This is a genomic window from Pseudomonas batumici, assembly GCF_036585405.1.
Classification (GTDB): domain Bacteria; phylum Pseudomonadota; class Gammaproteobacteria; order Pseudomonadales; family Pseudomonadaceae; genus Aquipseudomonas; species Aquipseudomonas batumici.
Genome location: NZ_CP144470.1, coordinates 6012574 through 6024661, shown reverse-complemented (window position 1 = coordinate 6024661; position 12088 = coordinate 6012574). Strand labels below are relative to the sequence as shown.

Below are 12088 nucleotides of genomic sequence, written 5' to 3'. Positions count from 1 at the left end.
GTACCGCGTTACCCGGCTTGATCACCGGGCTTGGCGAGCACCGGGAAGAAATGCTGTTGCGCCGCAGCCAGGTCGATCCGACTGCGATGGATCTGCAACGCCAGGTTGGCATTGCCGCCCTGCCCCGTCTGGATTTTCTTGAAGGCCTTTTCCTGCTCCAGCGACTGGTACTTGCCGCCGAGCTTGCGCTGCTCGAGGGTTTTCAGGTGGCCGGCGCCGAAGGCCGAGTCGAGTGCCGACACGCTCGAGTAGTGAAAGTGCGCGTACCACAGCGGCTTGCCGTCCTTGTCGAGCAGCGCATACTCCTGCAGGAAGTCATGCTTGCCGAGCGGGATCCGCTCGCCTTCCTTGCGGATGGTCACTTCGCCCAGCCCCAACAGGTAGTCGATACGCGGCATTTCCGGCGGGTTGGCCTTGATCGCGAGGATCCGTGCGTACTGCCCGGACGCCCGCAGTCTCGGTGCCGCGTCACGCAGCTGCCGCACCACCGCCTGGGCATTCCTCACCCGCTCCGGGTTGCGCGGCGGTGTTTGCGCAACGCCCAGGAGCTTGTCGATCTCAGTGGCCTGGTGCTCCATGGCCTCGGCCTGCAAACGCAGGATGTCCTCCTGCGCCCTGGGCGCATTGGAACGCACGGCCTGCCTCATGACCCGGTCGATCGCCGATGCTTCGTCGTTAAGCAACTGGCGCCCGTTGGCCACCCGCTTTTCCAGGCCGACCTCGGGCCTGATCACCGCGGGTTTGGCCGGTTTTTCCGGGTCGACGACCGCCTCCCAGAGCCCATCGGCGGTATTTTTCCGATAGGTCTCGATCACCCGCCCATAGACATCGCTGACCTGCACGGTCTCTTCGCCATCCGCCGATGCCGGCGACTGGACCTCACCGGACAACACTTGTCGGTGACGCGTACGGATGACCTTTCTCGTGGTCTCTTTGACCGATGGGCCGGCAACAGCCCTGGGCGGCAGCTCCCAATCATCACTGCCCAGCAACAGGCGCAGATCTTCCCGGGTATCCTGGGTAATGGCCTTCAGCGACGCGAGCACCCGCTCCAGCTTTTCCGTGGCGAGGCGACGATCGACCAGCGTCGCCAGATAGAACTCGAGTTTTTCCTGAAAATCACTGGATTGCTCGACAAGCGACTCCAACAACTCGATACGCTCGCCGGCCAACAGCTTGCCCTCCTCAAGGGCATCGAGGGACGAGTAATAGGACACATGCAACCGCTCGAACTGATCCCAGATCTCCTCGAACAGCTCGTGCCCGAGAGACTCGGGCGTTAGCTCGCCCAGGACAACACGGTTCTTCAACTGTGCAATCTTCCAGGCGCGGACTTCCACCTCGATGGAGCCCCAGCCGACGGTTGCGATCACCGTCTGATAGCTTTCGCGGCCGTCGCGTATCTGTCTTAGCTGATCGAGCCAGTCCCGCTGCTGGAGGGCCCAGTCGACCGCCTTGTCCGTGGCCGCCGCATCAAGCTCCCACTCGGCCTGCATCACCGCCGGATCCAGCTGCTCTTCAGGCCGCGAGGAAAGCTTCGAATGGGGCCGCTCGATTCTTTCCAACAACCAGGTTTGCTGGGCATGGAGCAACGTCTGCAGTCCAATCACCCCATTGTGCAGCGCATTGATCTGAAAGGGCCTCACCACCTTGGTCAACTGGGTATCGGCCATCAACTTTTTGCTCAGGTCCAGTTGTTGGCGGTAGTTCTGCAGATCGGCTTCCAGCAAGGTTGTCATCTCACGAAGCAGTTCGGTTCGACGCTCGTAGGTGACCCGCTTGGCCGTCTCGCCAACAGTCGCCAGCCTCCAGCGCTTGACACTGCTGCTGACCGACGGTTCGCTATCCTTGATCTGCCGGCTGAGTGCTATCAGTGCCTCGCGCTCCTCGGTGACGGTTTGCGATCCACGGGCCGGGGCCCGCTTGGGCGGACTGCCACCGCGCAAACGCATATCCAGGCTCCAGCGCCCCTGCGCGTCGCTGCGTACCCAGGGTCCGGCATTGCCGTGCTCGTCAACGATTCTGACGCCCTCTTCGTCGGCCTCCCAGGCCACCTCGTAAAGATCGCCCTGGATCAAGGCACACCATTTGCCCTTGCCGGCATCCTCGATATGGACCAATCCCCGAGCCGGCCCCGAGTCCGCCACGCGGCCCAGTTCGGCCAAGGCCGATGCCGGCTTGTCAAACCCGCGCAGACGATAGGCGCGGACCCGCTTCATCAGCGAATCGTGGATTGGCCAACCCGACATTGACCACGCACTCAGTTGGGCATGGGGCAAGTCGGGCACCCGAGCAATGGTCGGCGCGGGCAACGGCTCCGCGCGCGGCGGCTCAGGCCTTTGCAACAGCGGCGCCTCGGCTTCGTCCGGGGCGGACGCGGCGCGATAGTGCAGCAGCAAGGCCGCGAGATTGAACAACAGGTCCGCCGCCCCCGCCGACTGTTCCGCCCGATTGTCGCTGTCCAGCGCTCGCAGATCGTCATGGCCGATCTTCAGGATCACCAGCCAGCCGAGCATCTCCACCAGACGCCCGACATAGGGCAGCAGCCCGGCAAACGGCAGTTGGGTGATGCCCAGCAACACCTGCCAGGCGCCCTCCTTCCAGTCCGCCCAGCGCTGCTCGGCATTGGACACCGATTGCCGGTCAGCCTGCTCGACCTGGGCCTTGACCATGGCGGCGAAGATCGCCGACAGAGAGTCACCTTCGGCAGTGCCCTCGGCAAGCGTCGCGGGGACGGGCCTGGACGGTGCCGGCGCGAACTCGTCGCCGCCCAGGAACTGCTGGATACGCGGCGCGTCGAAGCCCCCGTGGTCATAACGCTGACGTGCCGTTTCGGTCATCCAGGTCAGGACGCTGCGCTGCAGATCGCCGGGCTGGCGGATCGCGGCGAGCAACGCCTGGCCCGTTTCGAATTGGCGTAGCGGTTGTTGCAGGAACAATGGGCGGTACAGGATCAACGGGCCGCGGCTCATATCCCGTGGACCGATAAGGAACATCGCCTGCACCTCGTCAGCCCGCCAGTCGGCCCTGGCCTTGAACGCCAGGGGCCGCAGGACGATTTCCACGGCATCGACAAACCGGCCCGGGCCCGCCGGCTGGACCAGCGCCTGCACGTAGCGAAAGCCGTCGATGCTGAACCCCGACTCGCCCTTGATCTTCAACTCCAGGGCCTGGAGCGGTAAACGCACCCGCCACTGCGCGACGAACAAGGCCTCGCGCCGCCGAGCCTCGGCAACGTTAGTAATAAGCTGTTCCTTGAGCAGGTCCGGGTAGGCTTGGCCGATGTCGGCGCGGGTCACCAGGCCGCGCAGGTAATCCGGAGTCATCCACTGCGGGACGGGCTCCGACAATCCGCGCGCTTCGATGCGAATCCGCATACCGGTATGGCGCATGCCCCCCAGGTTGGCCAACACCAGTTCCACCAGCGTCATGTCGACCTGTACCGTGACCTGCGCCTGTTGCGAGTCAAGGGTCTGGGCTGCGCTATAGTCGAGCTTATCGATATTGAGCTTGACGGCATTCGGGTCGATAACGGTGGCCGTCGGATGGTCCTCGCGCATCAGCGCCTGCAGCCGCCGTGCGGCAAACTCATAGAGGGTACCGATGTCTTCGAGGTAATGCCGGCCTGCGGACTCACACTGCTGGCGCGCCAGTTCGCGAAGCAGACCGCTGTAGCTTGAACGATCGGCAACCGAGGCATCCAGCAGCCAGTCCGGCAGCGATGCGCTCGTCAGGCCCAGGGCCGCCGGGCCGCAACGCTCTTGCGTGAGCACCTGGAAGCGCGTGGTATCGTAGGTTCTCGCGGGCACGGCGAACCACCGGCCCGGATCGGTAATGTCGTTCACCCAACGCTGAAGATGAGCCCTGGCCTCCCAGTCGCCCGGAGGCGTCGCGCTCAGCGCCTGCAATTGATATTCGAGCAAGCCTTTTGCCAGGCTGTCGCCGATCACTTCGGCGGGCTCATTCCAGCGCCAGACGAGCGACTCCCTGATTTCCAGATTGCGCCCGGCCGTCCGGCTGCCGATCAGCATCGCGACCAGATCGGCACTGTCCGGCTTGCCCTGGCGCAGGCCGCCTTCGCCCGGATGAAAGTAAAGCGGATAGGGCATTGGCTGCAGATTCTCTTCATAGCGCATGAAGTCGATCACCGGAAACAACTCCGGGTAGCGTTGCCCCTGGGCGTCCACGCTGAAGACCCGGGTCTCGAAGGCGCGAATATCCAGCGTCGGGCTTTCGTCCTGGGCATCGCCAGGCGAGTAGCCCATGTAGAACGGCAGCCGACTCAGGTCGGGAAGCCCTCTGCGACCAGGCGTCTGCCCCGGAACGAGCAAGCGTCCGATCGCGGCCGCCAGCCGCGCCCAACGGCTCGGCCCGTGCCCCTCCGGCGATTGATTCCAGCGCTCGATCAGTTGCTGTTTCAGGTTTTCCAGCAGCCGTGATCGCGCCGCCTGGTCCAGTCGCTTGAGCAGCCCGTCGAGATCGATCGCCAGGGGTTTCTCCGCTGCCGGTGGCTGCTCGCGCCAGAGCAGGTTATGCGTCTCCAGACGCAAGCTCCTGGAAGCCCCCCAGACCGGAACCCGCAGGGCGAAGCGCTCGACCATGACCTCACTGAGGCTGTAGTAATGATGCCCTGCCGGGGCACCGTCGATACCCTCGGCCAATACCCAATAGGGCACGGCGAGGCGCACCCGCTCGGCCGACAGGTTGAATTCGGCATAGTGTTCGTCCAACACGCCCTGGACCAGCGGGGTCGCGACCGAGAGCAAAGAGGGAGGGTCGGCAAAAAGTGCTTTGGCGACCAAGGTCGGATGCATGGATGGGCTGTCCGGAACCGGCGACTGCGTTGACATGGTTGACGTCCTCGTTCGAATGATGGGAACGAGTCGTTACCCGACGCACCTGTTGGCCGGCCACGACTCCTGGAGGATTCAACCCCGCAGAGAAACGTCGTGTGCGGTAAACAGATAGGCCCTCTTGCGCCAGAAGGCCCTGTTGGGTACTGACGAATGTGCAGTACCGGGGAATGTGCGGGACGCTGGCGCTACAGGTATTTGTTCCAGAACAGCATCTGGCCGTGCTCCGGATCGAGCTGCGCGCCGCTGAAACCGAACTTCCTGTAGGAGGCCTGGGCCACGGCGTTGCCTTCCAGCACCTCCAGGGTGATCTTGCAGCAGCCGCGCTGGCGGGCAATGTCCTCGACCTTCTGCAGCATCCTCTGGCTCAGCCCCAGGCCGCGAAACTTGCTCATCACCACGACGTCATGCACGTTCACCAAGGGGCGGCAGGCAAAGGTGGAAAAACCTTCGAAGCAGTTCACCAGCCCCGCCGGCTCGCCACCGACAAACGCCAGCACACTGAACGCATGGGGCCGTTTGGCCAACTCGCCGGGCAACTGCTGCAGCACATCCGGCGCCAGGGCCTGGCCGCCGCCCATCGGGTCTTGGGCATAGTGATTGAGCACCAGCGCAATGGCCTCGGCGTGAATCGGGTTGGTGTAGCTCGCTTGCAATACCAGTACGTCCGCAACGTCCATGTCTGTCCTCGACGAAACCATTAGGGGAAGTTCCCGCGTTTCAGCAGCCCGATTGTTACCACGCCCAGCGAGGGAAACGGAAGAAAAAAATCAGTGCATCACTGGCCGAACCGCTGCAACTGCATCTCGCGCAAGCGACTGAGGGTCCGACGGAACGGAAACGCCAGGTAGCCTTCGGTGTACAACGCATCCAGCGACACCTGGGCGGCGATGTACAGCGGCACCTTGCGGTCGTAGCACTCGTCCACCAGGGCGATGAAGCGGCGCACGCTGTCGTCGTGTCTCGACAACTGCGGCAACTCGCGGTCCCCGGCCTCGACGCGCCGCGCCGCGTCCTCGGTGCCGCGGGCGATCCGTCCCGGGCGCTGGCAGGCGCTGAGGTTCGGCACTTCGCTGAGGAAAATCGCCGTGTAACGATCGCACAGCGCCATGAAGTCCATGGCCGCCAAGGGCTCCTCACACAGCGCGGCATAGCGGCACCAGAGCACGCTCGACGAGGCCTGCACCACCGCCAGGGTCCGGTAGCCCATGGCGACCGGTTCGCCGGACAGCGGCTGCCCGGCGGTCAGCGCCTTGAAGGCTTCGGCCAGCAGCGCCGAGTGCCCCTCCGGTTCGATCCAGTAACGCTGCACCCCGGCCCCCGGATGCAGGCGGTGGTCCTCGCCGCCATCGACATCCGCCACGTCCATGTGCTGCTCGATCGCGGCAATCGCCGGCAGGAAGCGCTCGCGGTTGAAGCCATCGGCATAGAGTTGCCGCGGTGGCTGGTTGGAGGTGGAGACGATCACCACGCCCTCGTCGAACATCACCTGGAACAGCCGCCCGAGGATGATCGCATCGCCGATATCGTTGACGAACAGTTCATCGAAGCACAGCACCCGGACCTCCCGCGCCAGTTCACGGGCCAGGGCCCGCAGCGGATCGGCGATACCGCTGAGCTGGAACGAGCGCTGGTGAACCCAACCCATGAAGTGATGGAAATGCTGGCGCCGCGACGGCACGCCCAAGGTCTGGTGGAACTGATCCATCAGCCAGGTCTTGCCCCGCCCCACCGGCCCCCAGAGGTAGACACCCTTGGGCAACCGCCCCTGGTGCAGCATCTCATGGCAGCGCTGCAAGGCCTGCACCGCCTGCCATTGGGCCGGGTCATGGACAAAACCGCGCTGCTCGACGGCGGCGCGGTAGGCACTCAGGGGAGAATCGACAGGCATGGTTGGCGCAGGCTCGAAACCGGGGCCGTGCAGTATGCCAGCTTGTCCTAGAGGGAAATATCCAGCCGGGCGATCTTGCCCTGCTCATTGAGCCGGAACACGTAGCGCAACTCCACCGAACCGCCGGGGAAAGTCCCCGAGACAAGCTGCTTGACCAGCACCTTGCCGGTGCGTTGCGCCACATCCAGGACTTCGACCCGGGGCTGGTATTTACGCGCGGTCTCGTCCATCCACTGGGCGATGGCGAGGGTGCCGACCCGGTGATGGCCTTCGTCGAAGACATTCGCGTCCTCGGCGAAGAAACTGGCCACCGCCGAACTGTCGCGGGCATTGGCGGCGCTGATATAGGCCTCGATGGCCGGGGCGAGCACCGAAGTTTGAGTGGTCATGCTGTTCACAGCTCCTTGCTGGTGGAAGGTGGAACCATCCTAGAACACTCGCCTGTCAGTTCTTGTCAGGAGTGAAGCGCTCGTGTTCATCCTGGTCGAACTGCTTGCGCCATTGCCGTAGCAGGTCGCTGCGCCGCCCCGGATAACGTTCGCCCTGCTCCCGGGCCGCAGCGATCCGGTCGGTGCGAAAGGTCCGAAAGGCGTTGCGCAGCTCACACCAGGCCACCACCACCCGTGCCTCGTTCAGGAAACCCAGGGCCAGGGGCCAGATCAGCCGCTGGCTGGGCACCTGGTTCACGTCGGCGTAGTCGATGTGGAGCTTGGACTGGTCGCGAATGGCCTGGCGAAACACATTCAGCGGCACGGCATTGTCCGGGTAGCCATAACCGCGCGGTCCGGGCAGCAGGGTCGGATTGCGCAGGGCCTCCTGGGCGGCCGGCGCCAGCACCGCGGCAATCTTGGCCAGGGCATCGGAGGCGGCCTTGCTCAGCACCTCGTCACCACGCTGATCGACATACTGCAAGCCCAGCACGACGGCCTCGGCCTCATCGGCATTGAGCATCAATGGCGGCAGGAACAAACCGCTGCGCAAGACGTAGCCGACGCCCGCCTCCCCCTGGATCGGCGCACCCAGGGCCGTGAGTTCGGCGATATCGCGATAGACCGTGCGTTCGGAAATCTCCAGCTCGCAGGCCAGCGCCGCGGCGGTGGCCGGACGGCTTTTGGCGCGCAAGACCTGGAGCAAGGTCAGCAGACGCGAAGTGCGGGACACGGAGGGCGACCTCTTGCCGGAAGAAAGTCGCAGCTTAGCAGAGCCCCCCTGTCAGGAATTGTCAGTAATGCGGCGACCCGGGAAACCCCTTGACGCATTTTATTACAAGCATCATATTTAATGAATGTCGATTGACATTTAACCACCCGAGCCTTCCCGACCTACCTTGGAGTCATCCCATGCACTACAAAGTCCTGGGCCGCCGCAGCGGCTTGCGTGTATCCGAACTGGCGCTGGGCGCCGGCAACTTTGGTACCGGTTGGGGTCACGGGGCCGAGCGTGACGAGTCGAAGCGGATCTTCGACGGCTACCTGGAAGCCGGCGGCAACTTTATCGACACCGCCAACGGCTACCAGGCCGGCCAATCGGAAGTCATTCTTGGCGAGTTGATCGCCGCCGAGCGCGACCGTCTGGTGGTGGCGAGCAAATACACCATGGGCACCACGCCCGCCGCCGGCGTTTCCCACACCGGCAACAATCGCAAGAACATGATCCGTGCCGTCGAGGAAAGCCTCAAACGCCTGAACACCGAACATCTCGACCTGTTCTGGGCGCATATCAGCGATGGCCTGACCCCCATGGAGGAAATCCTCCGCGGCTTCGACGACCTGGTGCGTTCGGGCAAGATTCTCTACGCCGGCCTGTCGAACTTCCCGGCCTGGCGCATCGCCCGCGCCGACCTGCTGGCCGAAGTGCGCGGCTTTGCGCCGATCGCCGCGATCCAGGTGGAATACAGCCTGGCCGAACGCAGCGCCGACCGTGAACTGCTGCCGATGGCCGAGGCATTGGGCCTGGCCGCGACCCTGTGGTCCCCCCTGGGCGGCGGCTTCCTCACCGGGAAATATCGCCAGGGCAACGAGAACACTCGGGCGAGCAAACTGGGCATGCTGATCCACACGGAAAACAGCGCCCGCGAAAGCCGCCTGATCGACACCTTGCTGGCGGTGGCGGAGGAACTCGGCGCCACTCCGACCCATGTGGCCATTGCCTGGCTGCGGGAGAAGGCCAAACGCTCGACCACCAGCCTGATCCCGATCCTCGGGCCGCGCACCCGCGAGCAACTGGACGGAACCCTCGGCGCCCTGCAACTGAGTCTTGGCAGCGAACATCTGGCGCGCCTGGATGAAGTCAGCGCGGTAACGCTGGGCGTGCCCCATGAAATGATCGCCGGCTCGGCGGCACGCTACCGCGGTGGCGAGACTTTCGACCTGCCGATCATCCCGGTGGCGTGACCACGCGGTCTTGTGGCGAGCGGTCTTGCCCGCTCGCCACAAACCTCGGCCAGGCTTGAGCTTGTCGTTAACATCAATCTTCCGAGGTATCGACCTCGCCTCTTCTCACCCGCTTGGCAAACTCGGTTTCAATGCCTTGCGCCAATACCCTGGCCTGACCCCGCCAGTCCTCGCGCTCGACCCGCCCCGGAAAGCTGAAGTAATGCTCTATCCAGTGCACTTGCGGCTCCGTCCATTGGGCAATCTGGGAAAACCGGTAGATACCCAGTTCGTGCAGCACGGCTTCATTCTTATGCCCGACACCTGAGATCAACTTCAGGTTGTCCAGCGTGCCAGTGGGTTTTTCCATGATCAGCGGACGACTGCCAACGCCAGCGGCATCGGTTGCCGCTGCCCGGGCCCCGGGCCTCAAGTCCGTGCTGCTGGAGGCGGCATCGGCAGCCAGCCTGGCGTGAATCCAGGCACTGAACCAACAACCGACCAGGTAAGCCGCAAACAGCAGCAAGGCGGTTTCCAGCCAAAACCCCGCACGCCCCGGCAACCACTTGAGCAAGGCGACAATCACGCCAACGGCAAAGACCCATAACGTCACGTTCAACCAGCCGGCGATCCAGTGGTACTGGCGCGCGGCCTGACTGGTGATCCAGCCCACGAGCAAACCCAGGATCAATGCCAGCAGCATCCAGCCCCAATACTGTTCAAGTAAATAACTCATGATGGCTTCTCCTGGTTATTTAGCGTCAGTCGAGGGTGTTACATGGCTGTCATCCGTCACCTTCACTTCTATCCGACGATTTTGTGCCTGGCCTTCAGGCGTGTCGTTCGGCGCCACTGGGTTGGCCTCTCCGAATCCCACCGCTTTCAGATGTTCTGGCGTGACGCCATGTTGTGCCAGATAACTGACCACGGCTTCGGCCCGGTGCGTGGAAAGTGCCAGATTGAAGGCCGCTTTACCGGTGTTGTCGCTGTAGCCATCGACTTCGATCTGTTCGTCGGGACACTGTTTGGCCGTGGCAACCAACGCATCAAGCGCGGTTTTCGAAGCCGCTGACAAGATGTCCCGGGCCGTGTCGAATTGCACTTTGTATTGATTCAGCGCAGCGGCGAATTGTTGTTCGCAGGCCTTGGCGTCGAGACTTCCGGTGGAACTCTGTTGAATGGCCTGGGGCTCATCGGCAGCGGTTGTCGGCGCTGGGGACGGCTCCAGGGACGGCGCGGTGGGGACGGTTTCGGGAGGGAGGCCGATAGTGTTATCGGCCTGTGTCACGGTCTGATCGCCCAGGGTGTCGATAACCTCTCTAACACCATAGGTTTGGTCAGCGGCGTCACGGGCTTGTTTAATTGAATTGGGCAGGGTCACGTCACGCCCGGCGACAGCAATGGGAGCACTATCGGTTGCACTCCCCACGCGGGTCCGCAAATCCTGTTCGACTTCAGGCGTTGTTATCCAAATAGCGGCCAACCACAGCAAAGCGAGTAACGGTAAACCCCACCACCAGTTTTTCGAGCGAGCCATTTGTCTTCTCCTTAACGTAGGAAAACCAACGGACTGCGAAAAATGCTGAGGCAGGTGATAATCAAGTGTAGGTAATAGAAGTGAGTCGTCAATATAACGGCGACCACAACTCTGACAGTCAGAATTCCGTCCCCCTCGACAAAGAAACCGATCGCCGACGAACCTCACTTCGTCAGCGGGCGATTGCCCCGTGATATCTGGGAAATCACCCGCGAAGAGTGGCAACGGTTGCGCTGATCATTCCTGGATAAAGCGCACGCCGGGTTTGGCCCGCTCATCCACCTGCAACTCGAACACGTCCGGGCGGGCATAGTGGCCGGTGACGTCGAAGTCATAGCGGGCGCGAACCAGTTGATCGGTGTCGATCTGCGCGGTCAACAGGCCGGCCTGGCCGACAAACGGCCCGGCCAGCACCTCGCCCATGGGCTCGACAATCAGGCTGCCACCGTTGATCAACGGACGCTCCGCCGGCCAGTTGGCCACCTCAATCCCCAACGCCTGCGGCGAAGGCTGCACCTGGCAGGCCGTGACCACGAAGCAACGGCCTTCACAGGCGATATGGCGCATGCTGACCTGCCACATCTCCCGTTCATCCACGGTCGGCGCGCACCAGACTTCCACGCCCTTGGCGTACATGGCCGTACGCAACAGCGGCATGTAGTTTTCCCAGCAGACCGCCGAACCGAGACGCCCGGCCTTACCCTCCACCACCGGCAAGGTCGAGCCATCGCCCTTGCCCCAGATCAACCGCTCGGTGCCGGTGGGCATCAACTTGCGGTGCTTGGCCACCAGCCCGCCCTGGGGCTCGAAGAACAGCACCGTGCAATACAAGGTATGCCCCGCGCGTTCGATGACCCCGAGCACCAGGCTCGCGCCGGTGCGCGCGGACAGCTGCGCCAGTGCCTCGGTCTCGGCACCCGGTACATCGATGGCATTGGCATGGTAACGGGCAAAGGCCTCGCGCCCCTCGGGCAGCCGATAACCCAGTTGGGTACCGAAGGTTTCACCCTTGGGGTAGCCGCCCAGCAGCGCTTCGGGCATCACCACCAGGCAGGCGCCGGACTCGATGATCGCCTCCTCATAGCCGAGGATCTGTTCCAGGGTGTCTCCCTTGCCGGCGGGCGAAGAACCGATTTGCAGTGCAGCGACGATGGACTTGGGCATGACGTGAACTCCATGAAGGTGGAGTGCCGATTGTCGCGGCGACCCGGATCATGAATAAAGCCACTTTCAGAACTGAATGATATGAACCGGAAAAATATCAGGAGCATGGACCCAAGCGGCTCAAGGCGCCCGGGGAGACGAGTCTGAAGATGAAACTTCAGGCATAACCAGGTGCCATCACCTGCCTGCGACCTGATATCGACAAATTTTCGACATTCGAAGCTTCATGATTTAGCCGTCTCGCTCGTCCTTATCAGGGAGAGCCGACATC

The 12088-nt window shown here is 63.2% G+C and carries 9 protein-coding genes; 1 reads left to right on the top strand and 8 read right to left on the bottom strand.

Translation table 11 applies throughout. The features are described from left to right. Positions 1–8 precede the first annotated feature (8 nt). The 5 genes from NUH87_RS27590 to NUH87_RS27570 all read right to left on the bottom strand — a co-directional run bounded on the left by NUH87_RS27590 (position 9) and on the right by NUH87_RS27570 (position 7905). Positions 9–4850 carry a hypothetical protein gene (locus tag NUH87_RS27590; protein WP_338523482.1) on the bottom strand — a complete coding sequence of 1614 codons (4842 nt, stop codon included), beginning with the start codon at positions 4848–4850 and terminating at the stop codon, positions 9–11. A gap of 191 nt (positions 4851–5041) precedes the next feature. Then, complete coding sequence (locus tag NUH87_RS27585; protein WP_338523481.1) at positions 5042–5533, bottom strand: GNAT family N-acetyltransferase; 492 nt, start codon at positions 5531–5533, stop codon at positions 5042–5044. Positions 5534–5631: 98 nt separating this feature from the next. Then, positions 5632–6744 carry a cell division protein ZapE gene (zapE, locus tag NUH87_RS27580; protein ID WP_338523480.1) on the bottom strand — a complete coding sequence of 371 codons (1113 nt, stop codon included), beginning with the start codon at positions 6742–6744 and terminating at the stop codon, positions 5632–5634. Positions 6745–6791: 47 nt separating this feature from the next. Then, the gene (locus NUH87_RS27575) at positions 6792–7133 is read right to left on the bottom strand and encodes a nuclear transport factor 2 family protein (RefSeq protein ID WP_040069438.1); all 342 of its coding nucleotides are present in this window, start codon (positions 7131–7133) and stop codon (positions 6792–6794) included. Between the two features lie 55 nt (positions 7134–7188). Then, the gene (locus NUH87_RS27570; protein ID WP_338523479.1) at positions 7189–7905 is read right to left on the bottom strand and encodes a YafY family protein; all 717 of its coding nucleotides are present in this window, start codon (positions 7903–7905) and stop codon (positions 7189–7191) included. A 179-nt stretch (positions 7906–8084) separates the two neighbouring features. On the opposite strand from NUH87_RS27570, the gene NUH87_RS27565 reads away from it, so the two are divergent. Next, on the top strand, positions 8085–9137 hold the full coding sequence (locus NUH87_RS27565; protein WP_338523478.1) for an aldo/keto reductase: 1053 nt from the start codon (positions 8085–8087) through the stop codon (positions 9135–9137). Positions 9138–9210: 73 nt separating this feature from the next. Here NUH87_RS27565 and NUH87_RS27560 read toward each other — a convergent pair whose 3' ends face one another. The 3 genes from NUH87_RS27560 to NUH87_RS27550 form a co-directional block, all read right to left on the bottom strand. Then, entirely contained in the window at positions 9211–9852 is a 642-nt protein-coding gene (locus NUH87_RS27560; protein ID WP_040069446.1) for a hypothetical protein, read from the bottom strand. A 15-nt stretch (positions 9853–9867) separates the two neighbouring features. After that, positions 9868–10653 carry an OmpA family protein gene (locus NUH87_RS27555; RefSeq protein ID WP_338523477.1) on the bottom strand — a complete coding sequence of 262 codons (786 nt, stop codon included), beginning with the start codon at positions 10651–10653 and terminating at the stop codon, positions 9868–9870. A 237-nt stretch (positions 10654–10890) separates the two neighbouring features. Continuing rightward, positions 10891–11817 (bottom strand): carbon-nitrogen hydrolase family protein, encoded by a 927-nt coding sequence (locus tag NUH87_RS27550; RefSeq protein ID WP_338523476.1) that lies wholly within the window; start codon positions 11815–11817, stop codon positions 10891–10893. Positions 11818–12088: the final 271 nt, after the last annotated feature.

Excerpts from the sequence above, each read along its gene's own strand:
- NUH87_RS27590 (WP_338523482.1), bottom strand. The coding sequence starts at position 4,850 with ATGTCAACGCAGTCGCCGGTTCCGGACAGCCCATCCATGCATCCGACC.
- NUH87_RS27585 (WP_338523481.1), bottom strand. The coding sequence starts at position 5,533 with ATGGACGTTGCGGACGTACTGGTATTGCAAGCGAGCTACACCAACCCG.
- zapE (WP_338523480.1), bottom strand. The coding sequence starts at position 6,744 with ATGCCTGTCGATTCTCCCCTGAGTGCCTACCGCGCCGCCGTCGAGCAG.
- NUH87_RS27575 (WP_040069438.1), bottom strand. The coding sequence starts at position 7,133 with ATGACCACTCAAACTTCGGTGCTCGCCCCGGCCATCGAGGCCTATATC.
- NUH87_RS27565 (WP_338523478.1), top strand. The coding sequence starts at position 8,085 with ATGCACTACAAAGTCCTGGGCCGCCGCAGCGGCTTGCGTGTATCCGAA.
- NUH87_RS27560 (WP_040069446.1), bottom strand. The coding sequence starts at position 9,852 with ATGAGTTATTTACTTGAACAGTATTGGGGCTGGATGCTGCTGGCATTG.
- NUH87_RS27555 (WP_338523477.1), bottom strand. The coding sequence starts at position 10,653 with ATGGCTCGCTCGAAAAACTGGTGGTGGGGTTTACCGTTACTCGCTTTG.
- NUH87_RS27550 (WP_338523476.1), bottom strand. The coding sequence starts at position 11,817 with ATGCCCAAGTCCATCGTCGCTGCACTGCAAATCGGTTCTTCGCCCGCC.